The following is a 24,519-nucleotide window of genomic DNA, read 5'->3' as shown; positions in this document are numbered from 1 at the left end:
ATCAAGACTTGTTTCATATTGTATGGAAAGGAGTTGTGATTGAGAGTGAAGAAAATTGTAAGTGTACTAATGGCTATCATTTTGTTAATGAGTATAGCCGGGTGCTCATCACCAAAAAAAGAATCAGCAAAGCAGGTAAAGAGTGAAAGTAAAGAGCGCGTCGTTGCAACAACAGTGGCTGTTACTGAAATTATGGATGCGTTAGAAGTAGATTTAGTCGGCGTTCCAACAAGTTCTAAAACTTTACCGAAGCGATATAAAGGTTTACCTGAAGTTGGGAATCCAATGAGTCCAGATATGGAAAAGGTAAAGTCATTAAAGCCTTCAGAAGTGTTATCTGTGACAACACTTGAATATGAATTAAAGCCAGTTTTTGATGGTGTGGGTATGAAAGCAAACTTTTTAGATTTAACGAGTTTGAAAAATATGCAAAGTTCTATTAGCGATTTAGGTAAGAAATATGGGCGTGAAAAACAGGCCGAAGCAGTAGTAACTAAATTAGATAAAAAGGTTTCTAGCATTCAAAAAGAAGTAAAAGGAAAGAAAGAACCGACAGTGCTTATTTTATTAGGTGTGCCTGGAAGTTATTTAGTAGCAACAGAGCATTCTTATATTGGAGATTTAGTGAAACAACTAGGTGGTAAAAATATTGTGCAAGGTGAACAAGTAGAATATTTAGCTTCTAATACAGAGTATTTAAAGAAAGCTGATCCAGATATTATTTTACGAGCAGCTCATGGTATGCCTGATGAAGTTGTAAAAATGTTTGATAAAGAATTTAAAACAAATGATATTTGGAAACACTTTGCTGCGGTTAAAAATAACCGTGTTTACGATTTAGAAGAGCGTTTATTTGGAACGACAGGCAATTTAGCAGCAATTGAAGCGTTAGATGAATTGAAAAAAATGATGTATCCGTGATGCATTTTAATATAAAGGAAGAGTAGAATGAATAAAAAAACTTGGAGTTTCCTCATTGTTACTGCATTGCTTATTGTTATGACATCATTGTCAGCGATGAAAGGGAGTTTAGAAGTAGGTATTGTTGAACTTGTACAAGGGATATTTACAGGTGGAAATGAAGATGTTGAAGTCATTAAAGATTTACGTTTTCCGCGTATTATTATTGCGTTGTTCACTGGAGCGGCTCTTGCTGTTTCAGGTGTGCTTTTTCAAGCTGTTATGAAAAATCCACTCGCCGATGCTGGGGTAATCGGTATATCTTCAGGAGCTAGTTTTATGACACTTATTATTATTACGTTGTTCCCGCAATTCTTTTTCTGGACACCCGTATTCGCCTTTTTAGGTGGTGCGCTTGCATGTTATCTCGTTTATTCGTTTTCATGGAAATCAGGATTAAGCCCGCTTCGCATTATTTTAATTGGTATTGCCATTAATGCAATGTTTACTGGGTTAAATGAATCATTCGTTACGATTTGTGGGTATTTTATTAAGAGTATTAAGCAAACGACGACTTCTAACATAACAATGAAGACGTGGGGCGATGTAGAAATAATGGTGACTTATGGAACGGTTGGTCTTATTCTTGCTCTGTTCGTAGGAGCTTGGTGTAACTTATTATCGCTACAAGATAAGACTGCGAAAAACTTAGGCTTGCACGTGACGAGAGTTCGTCTTATTATTTCTGCCATTGCAGTACTCTTAGCGGCAGTATCAACAGCGATTGCAGGTGTTATTGCTTTTGTAGGATTACTAGTTCCACATATTTCAAGACAATTAGTCGGTTCAGACCATAAAGTATTAATTCCATTTTCTGCTCTTGCAGGGGCGTTATTAATTTTGACGGCAGATACGATTGGAAGGTTAATTGTGCCACCTAACGAAATTCCAGCAGCAACAATTATGGCGGTTATTGGTGGTCCATTCTTAATATTCTTGCTTAGAAAGAGTGATAAAGTTCATGGAAATTAAAAATGTAACCTTTTCATACGATAACGTAACAAATCGATTAAAGTCTGTTAGTAGTGAAATAGAAATTGGAAAAATTACAACAATCATTGGACCGAATGGATGTGGGAAATCAACATTACTTAGTGTCATGTCTAGAAACCACGCTCCTAGCAGTGGAGAAGTAATACTTGATGGAAAAGCGATTAGTGAATATAAACCGAAAGAGTTTGCTAGAAAGCTAGCGGTTGTCCATCAACAAAATGAGGCTCCAGCAGATATTACAGTGGAAAAGCTAATAAGCTTCGGGCGTATGCCATATAAAAATATATTCTCTCCGCAAACAGATGAAGATAGAGAAGCGATTGAGCGTGCACTAGTATGTACGAATTTACAAAGTAAGCGTGATAAGCCAATTTATGCTTTATCTGGTGGAGAGAGGCAGCGAGTTTGGATCGCAATGACATTAGCTCAAAATACACCAATGCTCTTCTTAGATGAGCCGACCACATATTTAGATATTTACTATCAGCTAGAAATATTAGAGTTAGTGAAAGAGTTAAATGAAGTTCATGGACTAACGATTGTAATGGTATTACATGATATTAATCAAGCCATTCGTTATAGCGACCATATTATCGTTATGAAAGATGGAGAAATCATTACGAAAGGTAATCCTAATGATGTAATAACAGAAGAAATGGTTAAAGCAATATATGGTGTAGATGTCATTGTAAAGCAGGATGAAGATACCGGATTGTACATGGTACCTATGGGAATCTAAAGGCTGAGCATAATCCGTTTTGAGGTGATAATTTGAATAGTAAGAAAGGACGGAAAAAGAATTCTTTTTTTCAACGCATACTTACAATTGTGTTTTTAGGAATCTTTTTCTATTCAATGTATGAGTTGGGCGGGATTTTCATGGATTATTATGAAAATCGTAAAGTAATGGCTGAGGCACAACATATTTACAAAAGAAGTCCAATGGAAGAAAAATCAGAAGATGGAGAGGTACGTAAACAGTTTCAGGATCTCCAGAAAATTAATCCAGAGATAGTCGGATGGATTACGATGGATGATACACAAATTAATTATCCAATCGTTCAAGCAAAAGATAATGATTACTATTTATTTCGTAATTATAAAGGTGAAGATATGAGAGCGGGAAGCATTTTTATGGACCATCGTAATGATGTGAAATCTCAAAATCGAAATACGATTTTATATGGCCATCGTATGAAAGACGGTTCTATGTTTGGTAGTTTAAAAAAGATGTTGGATGAAGACTTTTTTATGTCTCATCGTAAATTATATTACGATACATTATTTGAAGGATACGACGTGGAAGTTTTTTCAGTATACACGACAACAACGGACTTTTATTACATTGAAACGGATTTTGAAAATGATGCAGCATATACATCGTTCTTAAAGGAAATTCAAGAAAAATCACTGTACAAAACGGATACGGAATTGACGGCTAATGATGAAATCGTAACACTTTCTACTTGTGATTATGCGCTTGATCCAGAGGCTGGGAGGCTAGTTGTACATGCAAAATTAGTAAAAAGAAATTAAAGAAAAAAGTATAGAATATGAGAAGTGATAGATAACGCTTCTCATATTCTATACTTTAAAAAAGGACTGTTTTTACTGTGCTGCGGCCATTGGCATACGTACAACTTTTACATCATAGTAAGCAATTTTATTATCAAGAATATATTCTGGCATTCCGCCTTGATGTGAGTGAGCATCTTTAAATGCAGCGCTCTTTGTCCAACCTTGGAAATCTTCTTTTGCATTCCAGCGAGTGCTAATTGTTACTTCATCATAATCAACTGTATTTTGCGTTAAAAGAACTTCTAGACCTAAAAAGCCTGGCATCGTTTCAACTTTACCTACTTTATTAAAACGCTCAATTAATTTATGTCCATTTCCCTTTGTAATTTTAGCTGTATTTGTAACAATAATCATGTTTATTCCTCCTATAAATGTAGCTATATTTTCAAGAACTCATATACATTAAATGATAATGAAAATCATTATCATTGTCAATGGTAATCTTAGTTTATGATAATATTTTTTATCCCGCTATTTGCCGGTCAGTAAGACCCCCACCTCAAAATTCAGCGAAAGCAAAGAAGTTAGGTGAGGGCTGATTAAAGTTTCCCTTTATGTAAGTACAGTGTTCTTTTTTTGAATGGGTTGACTATATATTTAACTTGGTTATATATTATGTAAATAGAATTTATTGAAAATATATAGAAGCAAAGTATGGTTTATACTTTGCTGTCGCAATACTATGAATAAGGAGGGTATTATGGTTGAATCACTTTTACTTAGTATCGTTATTATTATTACGTTAGGTATTGCTTCACAATGGACTGCATGGCGCTTCCAGCTTCCTGCCATTGTTGTTATGGCAGTTGCTGGATTATTAATTGGTCCAGTTTTCGGTATTATTAATCCAAAAGAGGTGCTTGGAGATGTTTTTAGTCCACTCGTATCACTCTCTGTTGCAATTATATTGTTTGAGGGTAGTTTAAGTTTAGATATACGTGAACTGAGGGGACTATCAAAACCAGTATTTCGTATCGTTACGTTTGGTGCGTTTATCGCGTGGATTGCTGGCTCACTTGCAGCTCATTACGTCGCTGGATTAGATTGGGCGGTTGCATTTATTATTGGAGGACTTTTTATTGTGACAGGTCCAACGGTAATTATTCCGTTGTTACGCCAAGCACGATTAAAACCAAGAACAGCTGCAATTTTAAAATGGGAAGGGATTATTGTTGATCCATTTGGAGCTTTACTTGCTGTATTTGCCTTTCAAATTGTAAATTTCTTAACGAAAGATAATGTACAATTACATACGTTGCTGTATTTCTTTGCAGGTTCATTATTTGCAATGGTGCTCGGTTATGTATTTAGTATTTTTATGAGTTATATGATTTTAAAGGGAAAAGTACCAGAATATTTAAAAGCACCAATTTTGTTAGTTACGGTATTATTATGCTTCGGCATTGCGGATGAAGTGATGCATGAAACAGGTATGCTAGCTGTAACCGTAATGGGGATTACGCTTGCACGGATGAAGAAATATATTTCTTCTATCGGTGATATTCGTCATTTTAACGAAAATATTTCAGTACTACTAACGTCGACTGTTTTTATTATATTAACAGCATCGCTTCCAAGAACAACTATTATGGAGATTTTCAGCTGGCCTATTATAAGTTTTGTACTTATGATGTTGTTTGTTGTACGTCCTTTATCGATTTGGATATCGACAATTGGAACAGAGTTAACAAAAGCAGAACGGGCGCTAGTTGGCTGGATTGCACCGCGAGGTATCGTTGCATTAACGGTTTCAAGTTACTTTGCGACGGAGTTATTACAAGAAGGTTATAAAGACGCTGCTATATTAACGGCACTTACATTTGCACTCGTTATTACGACCGTGTGTGCTCACGGATTTTCAATTGGATTTTTAGCGAAGAAATTAGGATTGGCAAATACGGAGCCACCAGGAATCTTAATTTCAGGTGCGAGTACATTCTCATCTGCTTTTGCATTGCACTGTAAAGAGATGGGTGTTCCGAGCTTAATTGTAGATGTATCTGAAGAACATTTGCAATGTGCAAAGGTGAAAGGGCTTAATACATATAATGGCCAAGTACTCTCTGAACAGTTACAATTTGAAGTTGATATGAATCAGTATGAATACTTAATTGCAGTTACAGATACGGATTCTTATAATGTATTAGTTGCAAATACATACGTACCGCAGTTTGGACATCATAATACATTTTTACTTCCAATCCATGATGTGGAAAAGATTGAACAAGAACGCATTTCTCTTTCAAAAAAAGCTCATTTACTGTTTGGTCAAAATGAAATTTATGAAGAGTTAAATAGAAAAATTGAAGATGGTTATATTTTTAAAACGATACAAGTTGCAGAAGAACAAAAAATTAATAAAGAAGAAAGCGATTCAGAGGATTTAATATTATTTATTCGCCATCGAGATGGTAGTCTTACTTTTTCAACATTGTATAAATATATAGCTGTTATGCCAGGGGATGAGCTAGTTGTACTAGCAAAGCAATAATATGGTATAGTGAAACGGGGCTGTTTTTTCAGGCTCGTTTTTAAATGCTTCCTGTAGAGAAAGCATGCAAATGGAAAGGAAGTTATTATATGCGATCAGAAGTAACTGTAAAAATAAAACCGAAATTTATAAAAGAAATTAAAAGTGGATATCCGCTTATTTTAAAAGATGCGATTCAAAATTTAAATGATGTTCGTGAAGAAGGAACAATCATCAAAGTAGTAGATGAGAAGAACAACTTTGTCGGAAAAGGTTATTATGGAAAACAAAATAAAGGATATGGCTGGATTTTAACGAGAAAAGAGAGTGAACAAATTAATCAATCTTTCTTTGAAAGTAAAATCAAATCTGCCTTACATAAACGAAAGCAATTTTACAAATCAAGTGATACGACAGCATTCCGTGTGGTGAATGGTGAAGGTGATGGTCTTGGAGGACTAATTATCGATTATTATGGTGGCTACTACGTAGTAAGTTGGTATAGTGAAGGGATTTACACTTTCAGAGATGAGATTATAGCTGCTCTTCAAAAAGTAGCAAACTTTAAAGGTATTTATGAGAAAAAGCGTTTTGATACGAAAGGGAAATATATTGAGGGTGATGATTTCGTAGCAGGAGAGCGCGGCGAGTTCCCACTTATCGTAAAAGAGAACGGTGTAAACTTTGCGGTTTATTTAAATGATGGGGCAATGGTTGGGGTATTTTTAGATCAACGTAACGTTCGAAAACAAATTCGTGATAAATATGCAAAGGGAAGAACAGTGTTAAATATGTTCTCTTATACAGGTGCTTTCTCTGTATTTGCAGCGCTTGGCGGAGCGAGTAAAACGACGAGTGTTGACCTTGCAAATCGTAGTTTAAGTAAAACGATTGAGCAGTTTAGTGTAAATGAAGTTGATTATGAAGCGCAAGATATTATTGTAGAAGATGTATTTCTTTACTTCAAATATGCAGCGAAGAAAAAAATGAAATTTGATATGGTCGTACTTGATCCTCCAAGCTTTGCACGCTCAAAAAAATATACATTTAGTGCAGCGAAAGATTATAAAAACTTATTAAAAGAAACAATTGCCATTACAGAAAATAACGGAATTATCGTTGCTTCTACAAATTGTAGCGCATTCGATATGAAAAAGTTTAAAGGCTTTATCGATACAGCATTTAAAGAAATGAATGGCAAATATAAAATATTAGAAGAACATTCTTTACCAGAAGATTTCCGTACCATTGATCAATTTAAAGAAGGAGACTACTTAAAAGTAGTTTTCATCGAGAAAATTAAAGGTTAATAAAGAAAAGGAGCTCGAGTTTACTTGAGCTCCTTTTCTTATTGAACGATATTTTGTACTCTACCGACTTGCCCGTCCTGCAATCGTACTTTAATGCCATGCGGATGGGAAGGGGAGTTTGTTAAAATATCTTTTACAATTCCACGTGTTAATTTGCCTGTTCGTTGATCTTGTTTTAATACAATATCAACTTCAAGACCGGGCGCGATATTAGAACGTTTTTGTCCGTTCATTTACACACCTGTACGTCTACGTTGGTTGTTTGTTTTCTTTGTTTGTTGGTTTTGCAATTTTTTCGTTTCTTGGCTTTGATTTTTTGCATTTTGACCATTTCCATTTCCTTGCTTTTTCTTTGCAAGTTGTTCGCGCATTAAATCAGCTAAGCTTACTTTTTTGTTTTCTGACATGATAAGTCTCCTTTATATAAAGTTAATTATGAACAATCATAGTGAATTTCATCATATCATTGTTAAGGAAGGAAGGGAAGTTGGTTTGAAAATTCATATATTTGTTTCAAGTCTGTAGTAGTTAGGATACAATTGAGTTGTTAACGTTTGTAAAAAGGGGATAGACATATGTCACATCATATTTTATTAGTTGAAGATGATATCTCAATTCAAGAGATGGTGGAAAAGTATTTGATAAAAGAGGGCTTTCAAGTAACAATTGCGTCTGATGGAGAAGAAGGCGTGAACACATATTTAAAAGGTTCATTTGATTTGATTATCCTCGACATTATGATGCCAAAGCTAGATGGCTTAGAGGTTGTACGAATTATTCGAGAAAAAAGTGCTGTTCCGATTTTAATGATGTCGGCAAAAGATACAGATGTTGATAAAGCTGTTGGATTAGGACTTGGAGCAGATGATTACATTTGTAAGCCATTTTCTATGATTGAATTAGCTGCACGTGTAAAGGCAGGTATTCGAAGATCTACGAAATATTCGACTACAGAAGAAACAGAAAAGATGATTCAAATTGGCGATTTAACAATCGATCCAATTAATTTTACCGTAGAAAAAAACGGGAAGCCTCTCAAACTTACTTTAAAAGAATTTGAGATTTTAAAACTGTTCGTAAAGAATCAAAATCGTGTATTTACAAAATCGCAAATATATACGTTAGTTTGGAACGAAGAGTATTATGGAGATGATAACGTTATTAATGTTCATATGAGGAGATTGCGTGAGAAAATCGAAAGTGATCCATCTAATCCAGAATATATTAAAACGTTATGGGGCATCGGCTATAAGTTGGAAGTGATGTAATATGGTCAATTTGTTAATAAGTATTATTTTTATATTGTTATGTGTCATTTACATACAATATAAAATGAGAAAAAATAGTAGTAAAAATCTACGATACACATATGAAAAGTTGGAAAGTATTGTAAATGTACAAACAGGCGAGAAGTTACTCGTTATGACAGATGATCTAGAATTGCAAAAATTATTAGTGGCAATTAATCAATTATTAGATGCAAAACAGAAAACGAATGCAGATCATGCAAAAGTAGAAATTTCGATGAGAAAAATGCTTTCAAATATTTCACATGATTTAAAGACGCCGCTAACAGTTATTCTTGGATATACAGAAATGTTAAATAAGGATAAAACGATGAATAAAGAAGAACAGCAAATATTACTTGAAAAGGTGCATGTGAAAACACTAGAAGTAATGGAACTGATTCATAAGTTTTTTGATTTAGCAAAACTAGAATCTGGTGACAAGGCAATTGAGATGACAAAAGTAAATATGAATGAAGTTTGTCGTGAGAAGATTTTATCTTTTTATGATTTAGTGACGGCGAAAGGGTTTCAAGTTCATATTGATATACCAGAAAGAAATATATATGCACTTGGAAATGTAGAAGTATTAGGTAGGGTATTGAACAATTTAATATCAAATGCAATTACATATGGAGACGATGGAAAGATACTGGGTATGACGTTAAGAGATGATGAAACGAATGTGTATATATACGTATGGGATAAAGGAAAAGGGATTGATGAATCTCATATTGATAAAGTGTTTGAGCGTATGTACACACTTGAAGATTCGAGAAATAGATTGTACCAAGGAAGCGGTTTAGGGTTAACGATTACGAAAAGACTGGTGGAAGCGATGGATGGAAAAATTCATCTTTCTAGTAAGCCGTATGAAAAAACAATTTTTACAGTTGCATTAAAAAAGATGCAGTTTTAGCTTGTAGAGAAGTAGATTCTACAAGCTTTTTTTTCAGCGTAAGGAATTTGTAAGAAACGGGTAAGAAAAAAGAGATTTCCGTTGTCTATTATAAAAATATAAAGTAGTGCGAAAGGGGAAAGTGACATGACCTATATATTAAAAACGAATCAGTTAACGAAAGTGTTTAAAGGGAAAGAAGTTATTTCTAGCGTTAACATGCATGTGAAAAAAGGAGAGATATACGGTTTCTTAGGACCGAATGGTGCTGGTAAAACAACGATTATGAAAATGATTACAAATTTAATAAAACCGACGAGCGGTGAGATTGAAATTTTCGGTGAGAAGTTAACAGACACATCTTATGAAGTATTAAAAAGAATGGGGACAATTATTGAATATCCAATCTTTTATGATAAATTAACGGCGAAAGAAAACTTAGAATTACATTGTGAATATATGGGCTATTACGATAAAAATGAAATTGACCATGCATTACATTTAGTGAAACTGCAAGGGATAGATAATAAAAAAGTAAAAGATTTTTCATTGGGAATGAAACAACGACTTGGTATTGCAAGGGCAATCGTAACAAAGCCAGAACTGCTCATTTTAGATGAACCAATTAACGGTTTAGATCCAATTGGTATTAAAGAGTTACGAGACTTATTTAAAATGCTCTGCAAAGAATATGGCATTACATTATTAGTTTCTAGTCATATTTTAGGTGAGATGGAACTAATGGCGGATACAATTGGTGTAATTCAAAATGGAAAACTAATAAAAGAAGTTTCAATGAAGAGTATTAACGGAAAACAAACAGAGTACATTGAAATTACTGTTCCTGATGTGAAGCGTGCAGCTTATATTTTAGAAGATAAACTTGCCATAAAAAATTATAAAATAATGAGCGGAAATATGATTCGTGTGTATGATACGGCAGTGTCTCAGCAAGCCATTTCAAAAGCACTTATTATGAACGATGTGGAAATTGAAAGTATTAATAAGAAACATAGTTCCTTAGAGGAATATTTCTTAAATGTAATGGATGGAGAGGGCATTCATGCTTAATGGATTGTTAGTAAATCTAGTAAGTGGATTGGTCGTAATGTTCATAAGTGGGATTTTATATTATAGGAAACCAGGGCGGAAATGGTTGTTAATTCTACTAATGATAGGAATGTTAAGCTTCGTTACTGCTGGAATTAGAATGTTAGCAGCGTAGAGACAGGTATATAAAGAATGGAGGCGTGGTTTATATGTTTAAATTAATGAAGCTCGAATGGAAGAAACATCAATTATCTAGTTACTTTAAAAGTGTAGCAATTTGTATTATAGCAATTTTCGCTGTAGTAAGCCTTATGGCATGGGGAATGAAAGCCGAGGGAGACGTACTCTTCTTTGACTTCACACAGAATATGGCTTTAGTAAATATTTTTATTAGGATAACATTCATTATTTTTAGTTCGGTCATTTTATCACGTTTAGTAATTGATGAGTATAAGAATAAAACGATACAACTATCATTTATGTATCCGCTTCAAAGGAAAATGCTAATGAGTGCGAAATTAACAATTGTTTTTTGTTTTTGTTTTGTGAGCACGATTATCGCGACTTTCATTATTAGTTTGCTCGTATATTTTGTGAGTCCAATGATGGGACTGATTGAAACACCTGCTACGATAGGTGAAATAATAGCTATCGTTCCAGGTACTTTTATAAGTGCATTTATGATATCTGGTATAAGTTTAATTCCTTTATTTTTTGGAATGAGAAAGAAATCGACACCGACAACGATTACTTCGGCAGTAATAATTGGCATGCTGATTAGTGGTAACTATGGTCCTGGAAACGGTCAAGTAAGTATGTTTGATTTTATAGCTATCCCAATCGTGCTCTGTTTATTAGGAATTTTCATTAGTTATCTATCGTTTCGTAAAATCGACAAGATCGATGTGGCGTGAAGCAAGCCTAAAACAACAACGAACTGGGGTATGACTGGTGAAAAAAATAATAGTAATTGCAATATTATTCATTACAATTGCTAGTGCGGTTTTTGGTTTTAAGATATTTCAGGGGAAGGATTTTAAGAAAGAAAAGTCTTTTGAGATAAATAATATAAAAGAAATAGAAGTAGACAATGAAAACTGGGATATTGAATTTAAAAGTACAGACGCTAATAAAATAGTAATTTCCGCTCAAGGTGAACAAGTAGATAAAGAGATAGATCCCGTCAAGATAGAAAATGAAGAAAATAAAATTGTGATTAAGCAAAAACAAAAGGCAGCCAAATTTTTTAATGGTTTTACGTTTAGAAAGAAAAATAGTATATGTATAGCTATTCCGAAGAAAGAGATAGATAAAATTGTATTAAATAATAAATCGGGTGATGTGAAAATAAACGATATAGTAGTAAAAAGCATTGTGACAAAAGGGAAATCTGGGGATGGAATGATTGTAGGACTATCAGCGGAGAAAGGTGAATTCATATCGCAAAGTGGAGAGGTAGTTGTAAAAGATAGTTCAGTACAAGAATTAAATATAAAGTCTGCGACTGGTGATAACTATATAACAAATGTAAGTAACTCAAATATGAACATCACTTCAACATCTGGGGAAGTCTTACTGAAAGATATGACAGAAGGAAAATCATTATTTGTAGAAACAAAATCAGGGGATATTGGCGTACGGTATAAAGGTGTCCCGGCATCATTGAAGCTTATGGCTAAAAGTAATTCGGCTGACGTAATAGTGGATTTAAAAGGACTTAAGAAAGATAAAAATACAGAAAAAATAAAAGTAGGAACGATTGGTGATGCAAAAAATGAAGCGAAGATTTTAAGTGAAACAGGAGTCATTTATATTGATTAAATCTTAGGAGGAAGGAGGACACTATCATGCTACATTTAATGAAGCTAGAATTGAAAAAGTTTAAGCTTGGTTGGTACGTGAAGAGAGCAATTATTGCAAATGTTGTTATACTGGCATTAATGATCTTTGTGAGCATCATCGCTCAAGTAGAAGGTGATGCAGAAATAAGGAATCCAGAGACGATATTGTTAATGGCTAGCACAATAGTAAGAGCAACGTTTATTATTTTTGGTAGTGTATTAATCGCAAGGTTAATAATTGGCGAATATAAAAACAAAACAATACTACTTATGTTTTCTTATCCTATTAACCGAAAGGAAATGATGGCTAGTAAGTTGACTATTACAGCGATAGTAACATTTATAACAGTTATTGTATCTAACATTTTAGTAGTAGGAGTTTTCTTTGGGATAGATAGTTATTTTTCAATTCTTCCTAATTCATTCACAGTAGATCAATTGATGCAAGAAGGAATAAAACTAGTTCCTTTAGCCATTGCAACTGCGGGAATGAGTTTAATCCCATTATATTTCGGAATGCGTAAACGTTCCGTGCCAACTACAATTGTTTCATCTCTTATCGTTGTCTCAATTGCAATGAATGGCAACCCAGCGTTTTCTATAGCAACTTTTCTTCCCCTTCAACTAGCATTGGCGACAATTGGAGTTGTGATTGCATATTACGGCATTAAAAATATAGAGAAGGAAGATATAACTGTATGATAAGAATATGTGAAAAAGAGTTGGCGTTACACCAACTCTTTTTTGTATATGTACGCTTCGTTACTACTCTATAAATTTAGAGTGTGTGCTTAAATACTTTTGCACTTCTGGAGAAATGTTAAAGTTATTAGGATTTTTATATTCGATAGTAAACTCGCCGTCGGTACTTGTTTCAAAGGAGATTGCATAGCTATTCATTTTAGCATCGTAAGAAGTATTTTTGACTTCTGCATTTAGGTTAAAATATTTTGTAATATACTCTTTTGATTCCGTAATTGCTGCTTGTTTTCCCCAAGGGGTACCATAATAGGTGAAATAAAGAGATACACTAATAACTCCAATAAGAGAAGTTAGTAAAATAGTTCCCATAACTATTTTTTAATTTTTTGTATTCAATTTGGTTACTCCTCTTCATAATATGTATTTATTTTAACCTATCTTTCCCATAAAACAATCATTTAGTAAAAAATAGTTTCACATGAAACAAGTTACAGAAAAAGACCAGATGTGTAAACACCTTGTCTTTTTTGTTGTTACATTTTAGGAGCTTCCATTCCAGCCGCAGCCCATTCTTCTTTTGAAGGACCATATATGCCAGGGACTGTTAAGGCAGCTTGTCGCATTAAAACTGTCATTTGCCCGCGGTGATGATTTTGATGATTAATAAGTGTCATTAAAAATATAGAATTCGGCATAGGACGACCAAAGAAGTCGTTAATAGTAGCTAAGTCTTTATCAGTCCATTTATTTTGAAGTGTTTCAACGAAAGCCGCGTTCACTTTACGGTATTCATCTGCAATTGTTTTTGCAGAAGTTGGAACAGGATAATCTTTTGTTTCTCCTTCAAACTTTAGCCCTGTGCCAGATAGTATAACAGGAATTGCCGTCACGATATGCCAAGCAACCCTGCCTAACGTCCAGTGCCCAGGTGCGATTTCTTGTGACAAAGATTCATCTGTTAATGCATCGAGCATCTTTTGAGTAGACTCAGCCTCGTATGTCCATGATTGCAAGAAGCCTTTAAGTGTTTGATACATTGTTATCCCCCCTAGTTATGTTCATAGGTTAAATTCGTGAAAAAAAGATAGTTTCCTTTAGGCTTATGAGAATGAATTAAAAAAGAGGCTTCTCACATAAGAAGCCTCTTTTTTAATTAACCTTCTTCCCGCTCTGCCTCATCAACCATAAGAAATAAGGTGCTCCAAGTACAGCAACGACAAGTCCAGAAGGAATTTCTTTTGGGTATGCAATTGTTCGGCCGAGTAAGTCAGCGATGGCAAGAAGGATTGCTCCAAACAGTGCTGAGCAAACGAATAGTCTTTGATGATTTATACCAACAACAATTCTTGCTAAGTGAGGTGCGACAAGGCCTAGAAAGGCAATCGTACCGACAGCAGCGATATTTACTGATGCAAGTAGTGTCGCTAGCACAATTAGAGCAAGCCGTGTTTTATTTACTGGTTGCCCAAGTCCAGTTGCTAAATCGTCTCCAAGTACGAGAACGTCAAGTTGTTTTATTAAGAAAAAGATAATGAATACAAGAATTAGAGATGGATATAGAATGATATTTTCTAAGTGATTCCATCCTCTTGCATACGTGCTGCCAGATAACCATGTTAAAGCAGCGGCAACATTCAAATTGGCTCTAACGATAAAGATTTGAATAATTGCTGAGCCAAGTGCAGAAATACCAATTCCTATTAAAGCAAGAGCTGTTGGGCTAAACCCTGATTTCCATGAGAAGAAGAGGACAATTCCTACTGCAAGTAGTCCTCCGATAAATGCACCAATTGGTAGGAAGAAACCAGGAAGTGTAGGAAAGACATACATAATAGTTAAAGCACCGACACCAGCTCCCGATGAAATACCAATAATAGAAGGATCGGCAAGTGGGTTTCGTAATATAGCTTGGAAAACAAGCCCACTTATTGCAAGGCATGCGCCAGCAATAGCAGCAACGAGCATTCTTGGTAAACGAAGATTTATCATCATGTTTTTGTCAAATTGTGTTAATTGACCTGATATAACATTTGTAATGCTTTCGATATAAGTGTTACTACCGATTGTAACACCAAGAGCAATCGTCACAATACAAAGTGTGATAGAAATAAGGATTACCTTTTTATAAGAGTAATAGCGGGAACTAGCTCCAGCTGCATTCGCACCGTTATCATTCATATATTGTTTCGACTTCATCATTCGATACACTAAGTAAATAAGCCAAGGAGATCCAATCATTGCTGTGACTGCCCCAACAGGAAGTTCTGCACCGGTTGGATCTATTAATCTACCGACAACATCTGCTCCAAGCAATAATACTGCCCCCCATAAGAAAGAAGAGAGAAGAAGAGTAAAGTGTTGACGGTATCCGATAAGGCGCATTAAATGAGGTGCAACTAAGCCGACAAAGCCAATTGGTCCAACAACAGTAACAATTACTGCTGTTAAAAAGATTGCAGCAATGAAGGCGATAAGACGTGTTACTGCTGTTTTTTCACCAAGAGAAATAGCAACATCATCACCAAGTAAGAGAATGTTGAGTTTACGAGACATAAATAGTAAAACTAGGAAAGAAATAATGATAAATGGAAAAGCAAATTGAACGCCATCCCAGTTATTTTGAATAAGAGAGCCAGCTCCCCATAAAAATAAACCAGCTGTTTCATTTTCATAGAAAAGCTGCATCGTTCCGGTAAAGGCAGAAAGCATTAATGTAACGACCATACCAGCTAATGCCATTCTAAGTGGGGTTCCCTTTTTTCCACCAGAAATACGGTATACAAATAAAGCAGTAATAGCACCGCCGATAAATGTGAACAGAAGAGAATTAATTTGTAAACCTTTCGGTAAGAAAATTGTAGCCGCTACTAGAAAGAAATATGCGCCAGAGTGAATACCCATTGTACTGGATTCAGCGAGTGGATTTTTCGTTAACGTTTGTAAAATAACCCCTGATGCAGCAAGAGCGCCTCCAGCTAAAATGGCAATTACAGCTCTAGGTAATCGAAGCATGATTAAAGTTTGATGTTCTAGCGATTGGTTCGGTGAGATAAGAGCATCAATAATCATACTATAGGAAATGTTTGCTTGACCTTGTCCGATATGAATAAAGAAAAGGAGGAGCAAGAGAGCTGCTCCTCCTCCGAATACAAGACTTGCTCGAAGTGTATGTTTTAGGCTATTCATCGTGTAATCACTTCTTCGCTGTCATGACATCTGCTACTTGTGTTGCTAAAGATGTTGCAGACTCAGGACCACCGAAAATCCAAGTGTCGCCTTTTAATTTATACATTTTGTTTTCTTTTTTGAACTTTAATTCTTCCCAAGCAGGGTTGCCTTTTAGTTGCGTGTCAAAAATGTTATCTTCATCCGCTACAATGTAAATGAAGTTTGAATCTTGTACACTTTGTAATGATTCTACAGTTGTTTGTTTGAAACCATCTGGCTCAGATTTCCCTGCTTCAAAAGTATTTGTTAAACCTAATTTTTTTGTAACTTGTAAAGCTAAAGAATTGTCAGTTAAGATACGGAATGTTGGTACGTTTTTAGCAGTAAATGCTTGTGCCATTGCTATGTTTTTATCTTTTAAGTCTGCTTTCTCAATTTTTGCTTTTGCATTAGCAAATGCTTTATCCATATCAGCTAATACTTTTTTACCTTCTTCTTCTTTCCCAACTGCTTTTGCAATTTGTTTAAATGTTTCTGTCATTTCAGCAAAGTGATCGTTATTACTTGTTGATGGATCAAACATAACTGTTGGTGCAATTTGCTCTAATTCATTTTTAATTGCTTTACCACGGAATGAAGCTGTGATAATTAAGTCTGGTTTTAAACGGCTAATTTCTTCTAAGTTTGGTTGTTGACGTGTCCCTACATCTACAACATCTTTACTCGGTTTTGTTTTTGTATTTACCCATTTATTATAATTCTTAATGTCTGCCATCCCTACTGGCTGAACACCAAGTGCTAATAAGTCTTCTGAATATACCCACTCAAGTACAACTACTTTTTTCGCTGGTTTATCTAACTTCGTTTCCCCTTCAGCGTGTTTAATTGTTATAGCTTGATTTTTATTGTCCGCTTTTATTTCTTTTTTCTCCTCTTTTTGCTGTCCGCATCCAACAGCGAATAGAAGAACTACTATGAAAATACTGAGAATTTTCTTCATCTTCTGCCCCCAAATTAAGTGTTTTTTGTAACTAGCACCACAAGTGAAAATGGTTATCAATTACAACACCAAAATCATACTATGAGGGTATTTTAAGTGTCAATATATTTTTAAAATTTTGACGAAAAATAACAGATTATACGGATTTTTATATGTTACAGTCGCTATTTATGAAGAATAAGCCTCTTTACTAAAAATATTGGCGAATGTGGAAAGTTTAAATGGGAACTTGGCTGTGTACGAAAGTGTAATGTGTATGGTTAATAATCTGTGGAGATGAGGCGAAAGTACAAGCAAAAGGAGAGTGAATCGCATGTAATAATTACTAGAATGTATGGAAGAAATCTGTGTTTTATCCCCGACTAGGCAAAGTATTTCTTTGTCATTTAGATAGGTGTTTTTTAATTCGGTGATTGCGCTAAAAAGATCGAATGTAAAGGAAGTGATCAACATGTCTTCATGGAGCAATAACATAAATGGATATTGTGGGTGTAATAATCAAAATGGTGTACATGTTGATTCATGCTGTTTTAGTTGCGATGGGACAGTCCCTAAAGTTGGTCCAACAGGTCCGACGGGGGCAACAGGAGCAACAGGAGCGACAGGCGACACAGGTCCAACGGGAGCAACAGGCGATACAGGTCCGACGGGGGCAACAGGAGCAACAGGCCCGACGGGAGCGACAGGAATAACAGGAACAACAGGCCCAACGGGAGCGACAGGAATAACAGGAGCAACAGGAATAACAGGAGTAACAGGCCCAACGGGAGCGACAGGCGACACAGGTCCAACGGGAGCGACAGGTTCAACCGGAGTAACGGGAGTAACAGGCTCAACAGGAGCAACGGGAGCAACAGGCACAAGTATAACGGCAACGTACGCATTTGCAAATAATACGTCGGGTACAGCAATATCGGTACTACTAGGTGGAACAAATGTCCCGCTTCCAAACAATCAGAATATCGGTCCGGGTATCACAGTGTCTGCGGGGAACACAGTATTTACGGCTGCAAATGCAGGGAATTATTATATTTCATATTCAATTAATATAACGGCTTCATTATTAGTTAGTTCACGAATTACAATTAATGGGGCACCGCTTGCTGGGACTATTAATTCTCCTGCATTAGCAACGACATCATTTAGTGCGACAATTATTACGACTCTTGCGGCGGGGAGTGCAATTAGTTTGCAATTATTTGGTTTGTTAGCTGTTGCAACATTATCAACAACTACTCCAGGAGCAGTGTTAACGATAATAAGATTGAGCTAAACCATAACTCTCTTACTCTTTTAAGATTAGGAGAGTTTCTACATATAATAAGAAGTTAATGAAGTAAAGCATAGTTATAAAAAAGTCAGAATATTATGATTGTAACGCTATGGTGACTATAATATAATGAAAATAACCATCATGAATGAACATTCATTTATCCCGCTATTTGTGGGCAGTAAGATCCCGCCTTAAAATTCAGCGAAAGTAAAGAAGTTAGCTGGGTGATTAACTGTCCGTAAAAGCCCGATTGGTGTGGGCTAATAATCAGTGGGGCTGAACAAAACCTCCACTGATTAAAGTTTCACTTTATTTTTTATGTATTTGAAGGGGGAATGAAGGTGGAAAAACCATGGTTGAAAAGTTATCCAGAGGAAATTCCTAGTACGATTTCTTATGATATTCAGCCGCTTCATAGATATGTAGAACAGATGGCTTCTCGCTACCCAGAAAAGAAAGCGCTTCACTTTTTAGGGAAGGATATTACGTTTTCGGACTTCCATGATAAGGTAAAGAGGTTTGCAAATTATCTTCAAAAGCTCGGTGTGGAAAAGGGTGATCGAGTTGCTATTATGTTGCCGAATTGTCCGCAAGCTGTAATTGGTTATTACGGTACATTACTTGCGGGAGGTATCGTAGTACAAACAAATCCACTGTATACAGAAAGAGAATTAGAATATCAGCTTCATGACTCGGGAGCAAAAGTAATTCTTTGTCTCGATTTAGTGTTTCCAAGAGTAACGAATGTTCAATCTGCTACAAAAATTGAGCATATTATCGTAACTCGTATTGCGGACTTTTTACCATTCCCTAAAAATCTATTGTATCCATTTGTGCAGAAAAAACAGTCGAATTTAGTTGTGAAAGTATCAGAGAGTGAAACGATTCATCTTTGGAATTCAGTAGAAAAAGAAGTGGATACGGATGTTGAGGTGCCTTGTGATCCTGAAAATGATTTAGCTCTTTTACAGTACACAGGAGGAACAACTGGATTTCCGAAAGGCGTTATGTTAACGCATAAAAACCTCGTCTCTAACACGTTAATGGGAGTTCAATGGTTATATAATTGCAAAGAAGGAGAAGAAGTCGTTCTTGGGGTTCTTCCATTTTTCCACGTGTACGGCATGACGGCTGTTATGAATTTGAGTGTTATGCAAGGATACAAAATGGTCCTTATTCCAAAGTTTGATATGAAAATGGTCTTTGAAGCGATTAAGAAGCATAAAGTGACACTATTTCCAGGGGCACCAACTATTTATATCGCTCTTTTAAATAGCCCACTTTTAAAAGAATACGATATTTCTTCTATTCGTGCTTGTATTAGTGGATCAGCACCACTGCCAGTAGAAGTACAGGAAAAGTTCGAAACAGTTACAGGTGGTAAACTAGTAGAGGGATATGGTTTAACAGAATCCTCTCCGGTTACACATAGTAATTTTTTATGGGAAAAGCGAGTGCCAGGTAGCATTGGAGTTCCGTGGCCAGATACAGAAGCAATCATTATGTCACTTGAAACTGGTGAGGAATTACCGCCAGGAGAAATAGGGGAAATTGTAGTGAAAGGTCCTCAAATTATGAAAGGGTACTGGAATAAGCCAGAGGAAACAGCGGCTGTATTGCAAGATGGCTGGCTCCATACAGGTGATGTTGGCTACATGGATGAGGATGGATTCTTCTATGTAAAAGATCGCAAGAAAGATATGATTGTCGCGAGTGGATTTAATGTGTATCCTCGTGAAGTTGAAGAAGTATTATATGAGCATGAAAAAGTGCAAGAAGTAGTGACAATTGGAGTTCCAGATCCGTACCGAGGAGAGACAGTTAAAGCATTTGTTGTGTTAAAAGAAGGTACGGAGTGCTCTGAGGAAGAATTAAATCAGTTTGCACGTAAATATTTAGCGGCTTATAAAGTGCCGAAAGTATATGAGTTTAGAGATGAATTGCCGAAAACGACAGTAGGGAAAATTTTACGACGTGTTCTAATAGATGAAGAGAAGAGAAAGAATGAGGATGAGCAAACGGGCTAAGGCCCTTTCTTTTTGAAAAAATAGGATTGACACTTTTCTAAATAGTCAGTATTATAAGAATATGAATGACTATTCATTCAGTCATCTTCTTGAAGGGGACAGTAAAGTGAAGAAAAATAGACCGAAATACAATCAAATTATTGATGCGGCAGTCATTGTGATTGCGGAAAATGGGTACCACCAAGCGCAAGTTTCTAAAATCGCAAAGCAAGCTGGGGTAGCTGATGGCACGATTTATTTATATTTTAAAAATAAAGAAGATATATTAATATCCTTATTCCAAGAGAAGATGGGAGAATTTGTCGAAACAATTCGTCAAAAAACAGCAGGAATTGAAAGCGCTGTATCGAAGTTATTCATGTTGGTAGAAACGCACTTCTTGCTGTTGTCGCAAAATGATCCTCTTGCTATCGTTACGCAATTAGAGCTGAGGCAGTCCAATCAAGACTTGCGCCTTAAAATAAATGAAGTATTAAAAGGCTACTTACAAGTTATGGATGAGATTTTAGAGACTGGTATAAAACAAGGTGAATTTCAAGCAGATTTAAATGTTCGCGTGGCAAGACAAATGATCTTTGGAACAGTAGATGAAGTTGTGACCAATTGGGTAATGAGCGATCATAAGTATGATCTGGTCGCACTTTCAAAAACGGTACACGGGCTACTTATTGCAGCTTGTGGCTATCGTCAATAATGGGAGGGATCATGTTGAAATTCCTATCTGTAAGAGTTGAAGATCATATCGCGGTGGCGACGTTAAATCACGCACCAGCAAATGCGATGTCTTCACAAGTTATGCATGACGTTACTGAATTAATTGATCAAGTGGAAAAGGATGATAACATTCGTGTTGTTGTTATTCACGGTGAAGGACGTTTCTTCTCAGCGGGAGCAGATATTAAAGAATTTACATCTGTTACTGAAGCGAAGCAAGCAACAGAATTAGCACAGCTTGGACAAGTTACGTTTGAGCGTGTTGAAAAATGTTCAAAACCAGTTATTGCGGCAATTCATGGAGCGGCACTGGGCGGCGGCCTTGAGTTTGCTATGTCTTGCCACATGCGCTTTGCAACTGAAAGTGCAAAACTTGGTTTACCCGAATTAACACTTGGATTAATTCCTGGCTTTGCAGGTACACAGCGCTTACCACGTTATGTTGGGAAAGCGAAAGCTTGTGAAATGATGTTAACAAGTACACCAATTACTGGTGCAGAAGCGTTAAAGTGGGGACTTGTTAACGGATTGTTCTCTGAAGAATCACTTTTAGATGATACGCTTAAAGTCGCAAAACAAATTGCTGGAAAAAGTCCAGCAACAACTCGTGCTGTACTAGAATTATTGCAAACGACAAAATCGTCTCATTACTATGAAGGTGTACAACGTGAATCACAGATTTTTGGTGAAGTATTTACGAGTGAAGATGGAAGAGAAGGTGTAGCTGCATTTTTAGAAAAGCGTAAACCTTCATTTAGTGGCAGGTAGTTCAATTATTTTTTGATATAAATTAACAGAAAATTAAAATTGATAGAATCTTTCTGAAAAACAAGGGGGTAAATGGAATGAACATCTACGTACTCATGAAACGAACATTTGATACAGAAGAAAAAATCGTAATTAAAAACGGTGCAATTTACGATGGCGAAGCGGAATTCATCATCAACCCTTACGATGAATATGCAATTGAAGAAGCAATTCAAGTAAGAGACGCACAAGGTGGAGAAGTTACAGTTGTAACAGTCGGTGGCGAAGATAGTGAGAAAGAACTTCGTACTGCATTAGCAATGGGCTGTGATAAAGCGGTATTAATTAATATTGAAGATGATGTAGAAAATGGTGACCAGTTCACGACAGCAAAAGTGCTTGCTGAATATTTAAAAGATAAAGATGCAGATTTAATTTTAGGCGGAAACGTTGCAATTGATGGTGCATCTGGACAAGTAGGACCACGCGTAGCTGAAGCGTTAAATATTCCGTATGTAACGACAATTACAAAACTTGAAATTGACGGTACAAATGTGAAGATTGAGCGTGATGTTGAAGGGGATACAGAAGTGATTGCAACTTCATTACCAGTTTTAGTAACAGCACAACAAGGTTTAAATGAACCGCGTTATCCATCGCTTCCAGGTATTATGAAAGCGAAGAAAAAGCCACTAGAAGAATTAGAATTAGATGATTTAGATTTAGAAGATGATGATGTGGAAGCAAAGACAAAAACAATTGAAATCTATTTGCCTCCTAAGAAAGATGCAGGAAAAGTGTTACAAGGCGAGCTGCAAGATCAAGTAAAAGAACTTGTATCGTTGCTCCATACAGAAGCGAAAGTAATCTAATAAAATACGAAATTATATATGCAGGAGGGAAAATCTATGGCTCGTAAAGTATTAGTAATGGGTGAAGTTCGTGATGGATCGCTACGTAACGTTTCGTTTGAAGCGGTAGCAGCAGCAAAAACAATTGCAGAAGGCGGTGAAGTAGTAGGTCTTCTAATTGGAGACAGCGTTGCCTCTTTTGCAAAAGAATTGATTCATTACGGTGCAGATCGCGTTGTGACAGTTGAAAATGATAAATTAAAATCATATACATCTGATGGTTATGCACAAGCGTTTTTAGCTGTACATGCTGAAGAAAATCCAGAAGGTATTGTCTTTGGACATACAGCACTTGGTAAAGATTTATCACCAAAATTAGCAGCGAAGCTTGAAGCTGGTTTAGTTTCTGACGTAACTGCTTTAGAGGTTGAAGGTGGAAATGTTATCTTCACTCGTCCAATTTACTCTGGTAAAGCATTCGAGAAGAAGATTGTAACAGACGGCATCTTATTTGCGACAGTGCGTCCAAATAACATTGCAACTCTGGAAAAAGATGAGTCTCGCAGCGGTGACGTATCTTCTATTACAGTTGATGTGAAAGATTTACGTACAATCATTCAAGATGTTGTCCGTAAAACGGCAGAAGGTGTTGATCTTTCTGAAGCGAAAGTTATTATCGCTGGCGGACGCGGTGTAAAGAGTGAAGAAGGCTTTAAACCATTAAAAGAGTTAGCTGACGTACTAGGCGGCGCTGTTGGGGCATCTCGTGGTGCTTGTGACGCTGAATACTGTGATTATTCATTACAAATCGGTCAAACTGGTAAAGTTGTTACGCCAGACTTATACATTGCATGTGGTATTTCTGGTGCGATTCAGCATTTAGCAGGTATGTCTAACTCAAAAATCATCGTTGCGATTAATAAAGATCCAGAAGCAAGTATCTTTAAAGTAGCTGACTACGGTATTGTCGGTGACTTATTCGAAGTTGTACCTCTTTTAACAGAAGAGTTTAAAAAGTTAAAAGTACATTCATGATTTAAGTACCCTTGAGTTCCAAGTGAAGTACCCCTATATATAGAAAAAGGTGAGAGATCCCCTGTCTCTCATCTTTTTAGTTTTTAATCCGTATTTTTATATAGTATAAAGGAACATTTTTTTGTTACAATACATAACGATACATATTATTCGCCACGTATATAAGTTAATGATATACTCTTGGTAGAATATACTTGAAGGAGGAAATAAAATGGCAATTGTAAACGCAAATGACCAAAGCTTCGCAGCTGAAACTAGCGAAGGTGTTGTATTATTAGATTTCTGGGCACCTTGGTGTGGACCTTGTAAAATGATCGCTCCTGTATTAGAGGAAATCGATGCAGAACTAGGCGAAAAAGTAAAAGTAGTAAAAGTAGACGTTGATGAAAACCAAGAAACTGCTCGTCAATTCGAAGTAATGAGTATTCCAGCTCTTTTCGTATTAAAAGACGGTAAAGTAGTTGATCAAGCGTTAGGTTACAAACCGAAAGAAGCGTTAGTAGAATTAGTTTCTAAACACTTCTAAAATAAAGGGGCTACCATTTGGTAGCTTTTTTTATTTTCTTTTTTACAGTCTTTCCGTTACAATAAAAGAACGTATGTTGGGTGTTTGGGC

Annotated in this window: 27 protein-coding genes; 20 read left to right on the top strand and 7 right to left on the bottom strand. The window is 35.9% G+C overall.

Features of this window, described 5'->3' with window-relative positions; all coding sequences use genetic code 11:
- Window positions 1-39: 39 nt before the first annotated feature.
- Genes isdE through srtB form a run of 4 tightly spaced genes read left to right on the top strand, consistent with a single transcriptional unit; the run spans window position 40 to window position 3,489 of the window.
- Window positions 40-921 (top strand): heme ABC transporter substrate-binding protein IsdE, encoded by an 882-nt coding sequence (gene isdE / locus BAQ53_RS21475; RefSeq protein ID WP_002164197.1) that lies wholly within the window; start codon window positions 40-42, stop codon window positions 919-921.
- 27 nt (window positions 922-948) lie between these two features.
- A complete protein-coding gene (locus BAQ53_RS21470) occupies window positions 949-1,932 on the top strand; it encodes a FecCD family ABC transporter permease (RefSeq protein WP_001036834.1) in 984 nt (327 codons plus the stop codon).
- Window positions 1,922-2,692, top strand: a complete 771-nt coding sequence (locus BAQ53_RS21465) for an ABC transporter ATP-binding protein (protein ID WP_000403761.1) — start codon at window positions 1,922-1,924, stop codon at window positions 2,690-2,692. Before BAQ53_RS21470 ends, BAQ53_RS21465 begins: the two co-directional genes overlap by 11 nt.
- A gap of 32 nt (window positions 2,693-2,724) precedes the next feature.
- Entirely contained in the window at window positions 2,725-3,489 is a 765-nt protein-coding gene (srtB, locus tag BAQ53_RS21460; protein WP_001086122.1) for a class B sortase, read from the top strand.
- Window positions 3,490-3,561: 72 nt separating this feature from the next.
- Here the strand turns inward: srtB and isdG are convergent, their stop codons facing one another.
- Window positions 3,562-3,885 carry a heme oxygenase gene (isdG, locus tag BAQ53_RS21455; protein ID WP_000587818.1) on the bottom strand — a complete coding sequence of 108 codons (324 nt, stop codon included), beginning with the start codon at window positions 3,883-3,885 and terminating at the stop codon, window positions 3,562-3,564.
- Window positions 3,886-4,231: 346 nt separating this feature from the next.
- Between isdG and BAQ53_RS21450 the strand changes: the two genes are divergently transcribed.
- Both BAQ53_RS21450 and BAQ53_RS21445 read left to right on the top strand, forming a co-directional pair.
- The gene (locus BAQ53_RS21450; RefSeq protein WP_046945867.1) at window positions 4,232-6,022 is read left to right on the top strand and encodes a cation:proton antiporter; all 1,791 of its coding nucleotides are present in this window, start codon (window positions 4,232-4,234) and stop codon (window positions 6,020-6,022) included.
- 89 nt (window positions 6,023-6,111) lie between these two features.
- On the top strand, window positions 6,112-7,311 hold the full coding sequence (locus tag BAQ53_RS21445; protein WP_001255969.1) for a class I SAM-dependent rRNA methyltransferase: 1,200 nt from the start codon (window positions 6,112-6,114) through the stop codon (window positions 7,309-7,311).
- Between the two features lie 38 nt (window positions 7,312-7,349).
- Here the strand turns inward: BAQ53_RS21445 and BAQ53_RS21440 are convergent, their stop codons facing one another.
- Together BAQ53_RS21440 and BAQ53_RS21435 are read right to left on the bottom strand one after the other, a co-directional pair.
- On the bottom strand, window positions 7,350-7,544 hold the full coding sequence (locus tag BAQ53_RS21440; RefSeq protein ID WP_001014310.1) for a YwbE family protein: 195 nt from the start codon (window positions 7,542-7,544) through the stop codon (window positions 7,350-7,352).
- Complete coding sequence (locus BAQ53_RS21435) at window positions 7,545-7,718, bottom strand: hypothetical protein (RefSeq protein WP_001293578.1); 174 nt, start codon at window positions 7,716-7,718, stop codon at window positions 7,545-7,547. It lies immediately after the preceding gene.
- Between the two features lie 168 nt (window positions 7,719-7,886).
- Between BAQ53_RS21435 and BAQ53_RS21430 the strand changes: the two genes are divergently transcribed.
- The 7 genes from BAQ53_RS21430 (at window position 7,887) to BAQ53_RS21400 (ending at window position 13,088) form a co-directional block, all read left to right on the top strand.
- Window positions 7,887-8,579, top strand: a complete 693-nt coding sequence (locus tag BAQ53_RS21430) for a response regulator transcription factor (RefSeq protein WP_000018036.1) — start codon at window positions 7,887-7,889, stop codon at window positions 8,577-8,579.
- A 1-nt stretch (window position 8,580) separates the two neighbouring features.
- Window positions 8,581-9,516, top strand: coding sequence for a HAMP domain-containing histidine kinase (locus tag BAQ53_RS21425; protein WP_000247688.1), 936 nt, complete (start codon window positions 8,581-8,583; stop codon window positions 9,514-9,516).
- Window positions 9,517-9,642: 126 nt separating this feature from the next.
- Window positions 9,643-10,566: an ABC transporter ATP-binding protein gene (locus BAQ53_RS21420; RefSeq protein WP_000221091.1), complete on the top strand. Its 924-nt coding sequence runs from the start codon at window positions 9,643-9,645 to the stop codon at window positions 10,564-10,566.
- Window positions 10,559-10,720: a hypothetical protein gene (locus BAQ53_RS21415; RefSeq protein WP_000931778.1), complete on the top strand. Its 162-nt coding sequence runs from the start codon at window positions 10,559-10,561 to the stop codon at window positions 10,718-10,720. The genes BAQ53_RS21420 and BAQ53_RS21415 overlap by 8 nt, the downstream gene beginning before the upstream one ends.
- A gap of 34 nt (window positions 10,721-10,754) precedes the next feature.
- Window positions 10,755-11,459 (top strand): ABC transporter permease, encoded by a 705-nt coding sequence (locus tag BAQ53_RS21410; RefSeq protein WP_000475557.1) that lies wholly within the window; start codon window positions 10,755-10,757, stop codon window positions 11,457-11,459.
- Window positions 11,460-11,496: 37 nt separating this feature from the next.
- Window positions 11,497-12,366 (top strand): DUF4097 family beta strand repeat-containing protein, encoded by an 870-nt coding sequence (locus tag BAQ53_RS21405; protein WP_000720986.1) that lies wholly within the window; start codon window positions 11,497-11,499, stop codon window positions 12,364-12,366.
- 26 nt (window positions 12,367-12,392) lie between these two features.
- Window positions 12,393-13,088, top strand: coding sequence for an ABC transporter permease (locus BAQ53_RS21400; protein ID WP_000902930.1), 696 nt, complete (start codon window positions 12,393-12,395; stop codon window positions 13,086-13,088).
- A gap of 63 nt (window positions 13,089-13,151) precedes the next feature.
- On the opposite strand, the gene BAQ53_RS21395 is transcribed toward BAQ53_RS21400, so the two are convergent.
- From BAQ53_RS21395 to BAQ53_RS21380, 4 genes are all read right to left on the bottom strand, one after another.
- The gene (locus tag BAQ53_RS21395; RefSeq protein WP_003302880.1) at window positions 13,152-13,457 is read right to left on the bottom strand and encodes a YfjL-like protein; all 306 of its coding nucleotides are present in this window, start codon (window positions 13,455-13,457) and stop codon (window positions 13,152-13,154) included.
- A 164-nt stretch (window positions 13,458-13,621) separates the two neighbouring features.
- Window positions 13,622-14,125, bottom strand: coding sequence for a DinB family protein (locus BAQ53_RS21390; protein ID WP_000285030.1), 504 nt, complete (start codon window positions 14,123-14,125; stop codon window positions 13,622-13,624).
- Window positions 14,126-14,237: 112 nt separating this feature from the next.
- A complete protein-coding gene (fhuB, locus tag BAQ53_RS21385) occupies window positions 14,238-16,274 on the bottom strand; it encodes a Fe(3+)-hydroxamate ABC transporter permease FhuB (RefSeq protein ID WP_046945865.1) in 2,037 nt (678 codons plus the stop codon).
- Window positions 16,275-16,281: 7 nt separating this feature from the next.
- Window positions 16,282-17,256 (bottom strand): ABC transporter substrate-binding protein, encoded by a 975-nt coding sequence (locus tag BAQ53_RS21380; protein ID WP_208906224.1) that lies wholly within the window; start codon window positions 17,254-17,256, stop codon window positions 16,282-16,284.
- A 451-nt stretch (window positions 17,257-17,707) separates the two neighbouring features.
- On the opposite strand from BAQ53_RS21380, the gene BAQ53_RS21375 reads away from it, so the two are divergent.
- The 7 genes from BAQ53_RS21375 (at window position 17,708) to trxA (ending at window position 24,429) form a co-directional block, all read left to right on the top strand.
- Window positions 17,708-18,529 (top strand): BclA C-terminal domain-containing protein, encoded by an 822-nt coding sequence (locus BAQ53_RS21375; RefSeq protein ID WP_208906223.1) that lies wholly within the window; start codon window positions 17,708-17,710, stop codon window positions 18,527-18,529.
- 341 nt (window positions 18,530-18,870) lie between these two features.
- Window positions 18,871-20,556 (top strand): long-chain-fatty-acid--CoA ligase, encoded by a 1,686-nt coding sequence (locus tag BAQ53_RS21370; protein WP_000414740.1) that lies wholly within the window; start codon window positions 18,871-18,873, stop codon window positions 20,554-20,556.
- A gap of 106 nt (window positions 20,557-20,662) precedes the next feature.
- Window positions 20,663-21,250, top strand: a complete 588-nt coding sequence (locus tag BAQ53_RS21365; RefSeq protein ID WP_000742223.1) for a fatty acid metabolism transcriptional regulator FadR — start codon at window positions 20,663-20,665, stop codon at window positions 21,248-21,250.
- Window positions 21,251-21,261: 11 nt separating this feature from the next.
- On the top strand, window positions 21,262-22,038 hold the full coding sequence (locus tag BAQ53_RS21360; RefSeq protein WP_000911292.1) for an enoyl-CoA hydratase: 777 nt from the start codon (window positions 21,262-21,264) through the stop codon (window positions 22,036-22,038).
- Between the two features lie 77 nt (window positions 22,039-22,115).
- On the top strand, window positions 22,116-22,889 hold the full coding sequence (etfB, locus tag BAQ53_RS21355; RefSeq protein WP_001029027.1) for an electron transfer flavoprotein subunit beta: 774 nt from the start codon (window positions 22,116-22,118) through the stop codon (window positions 22,887-22,889).
- A gap of 36 nt (window positions 22,890-22,925) precedes the next feature.
- Entirely contained in the window at window positions 22,926-23,903 is a 978-nt protein-coding gene (gene etfA / locus BAQ53_RS21350) for an electron transfer flavoprotein subunit alpha (protein WP_000101942.1), read from the top strand.
- A 211-nt stretch (window positions 23,904-24,114) separates the two neighbouring features.
- Window positions 24,115-24,429: a thioredoxin gene (trxA, locus tag BAQ53_RS21345; protein ID WP_001018943.1), complete on the top strand. Its 315-nt coding sequence runs from the start codon at window positions 24,115-24,117 to the stop codon at window positions 24,427-24,429.
- Window positions 24,430-24,519: the final 90 nt, after the last annotated feature.

Origin of the sequence: Bacillus sp. B25(2016b) (genome assembly GCF_001679765.1) — a bacterium.
GTDB classification, from domain to species: domain Bacteria; phylum Bacillota; class Bacilli; order Bacillales; family Bacillaceae_G; genus Bacillus_A; species Bacillus_A thuringiensis_K.
The sequence above is the reverse complement of the archived record's forward strand: the minus strand, read 5'-3'. Positions and strand labels throughout refer to the sequence as shown.

Excerpts from the sequence above, each read along its gene's own strand:
- fhuB (WP_046945865.1), bottom strand. The coding sequence starts at position 16,274 with ATGAATAGCCTAAAACATACACTTCGAGCAAGTCTTGTATTCGGAGGA.
- BAQ53_RS21395 (WP_003302880.1), bottom strand. The coding sequence starts at position 13,457 with ATGGGAACTATTTTACTAACTTCTCTTATTGGAGTTATTAGTGTATCT.
- BAQ53_RS21430 (WP_000018036.1), top strand. The coding sequence starts at position 7,887 with ATGTCACATCATATTTTATTAGTTGAAGATGATATCTCAATTCAAGAG.
- BAQ53_RS21425 (WP_000247688.1), top strand. The coding sequence starts at position 8,581 with ATGGTCAATTTGTTAATAAGTATTATTTTTATATTGTTATGTGTCATT.
- BAQ53_RS21400 (WP_000902930.1), top strand. The coding sequence starts at position 12,393 with ATGCTACATTTAATGAAGCTAGAATTGAAAAAGTTTAAGCTTGGTTGG.
- BAQ53_RS21465 (WP_000403761.1), top strand. The coding sequence starts at position 1,922 with ATGGAAATTAAAAATGTAACCTTTTCATACGATAACGTAACAAATCGA.
- BAQ53_RS21445 (WP_001255969.1), top strand. The coding sequence starts at position 6,112 with ATGCGATCAGAAGTAACTGTAAAAATAAAACCGAAATTTATAAAAGAA.
- isdG (WP_000587818.1), bottom strand. The coding sequence starts at position 3,885 with ATGATTATTGTTACAAATACAGCTAAAATTACAAAGGGAAATGGACAT.
- BAQ53_RS21470 (WP_001036834.1), top strand. The coding sequence starts at position 949 with ATGAATAAAAAAACTTGGAGTTTCCTCATTGTTACTGCATTGCTTATT.
- BAQ53_RS21450 (WP_046945867.1), top strand. The coding sequence starts at position 4,232 with ATGGTTGAATCACTTTTACTTAGTATCGTTATTATTATTACGTTAGGT.
- BAQ53_RS21420 (WP_000221091.1), top strand. The coding sequence starts at position 9,643 with ATGACCTATATATTAAAAACGAATCAGTTAACGAAAGTGTTTAAAGGG.
- etfB (WP_001029027.1), top strand. The coding sequence starts at position 22,116 with ATGAACATCTACGTACTCATGAAACGAACATTTGATACAGAAGAAAAA.
- BAQ53_RS21415 (WP_000931778.1), top strand. The coding sequence starts at position 10,559 with ATGCTTAATGGATTGTTAGTAAATCTAGTAAGTGGATTGGTCGTAATG.
- BAQ53_RS21390 (WP_000285030.1), bottom strand. The coding sequence starts at position 14,125 with ATGTATCAAACACTTAAAGGCTTCTTGCAATCATGGACATACGAGGCT.
- BAQ53_RS21440 (WP_001014310.1), bottom strand. The coding sequence starts at position 7,544 with ATGAACGGACAAAAACGTTCTAATATCGCGCCCGGTCTTGAAGTTGAT.
- etfA (WP_000101942.1), top strand. The coding sequence starts at position 22,926 with ATGGCTCGTAAAGTATTAGTAATGGGTGAAGTTCGTGATGGATCGCTA.
- BAQ53_RS21410 (WP_000475557.1), top strand. The coding sequence starts at position 10,755 with ATGTTTAAATTAATGAAGCTCGAATGGAAGAAACATCAATTATCTAGT.
- trxA (WP_001018943.1), top strand. The coding sequence starts at position 24,115 with ATGGCAATTGTAAACGCAAATGACCAAAGCTTCGCAGCTGAAACTAGC.
- BAQ53_RS21380 (WP_208906224.1), bottom strand. The coding sequence starts at position 17,256 with ATGAAGAAAATTCTCAGTATTTTCATAGTAGTTCTTCTATTCGCTGTT.
- BAQ53_RS21360 (WP_000911292.1), top strand. The coding sequence starts at position 21,262 with ATGTTGAAATTCCTATCTGTAAGAGTTGAAGATCATATCGCGGTGGCG.
- BAQ53_RS21435 (WP_001293578.1), bottom strand. The coding sequence starts at position 7,718 with ATGTCAGAAAACAAAAAAGTAAGCTTAGCTGATTTAATGCGCGAACAA.
- BAQ53_RS21375 (WP_208906223.1), top strand. The coding sequence starts at position 17,708 with ATGTCTTCATGGAGCAATAACATAAATGGATATTGTGGGTGTAATAAT.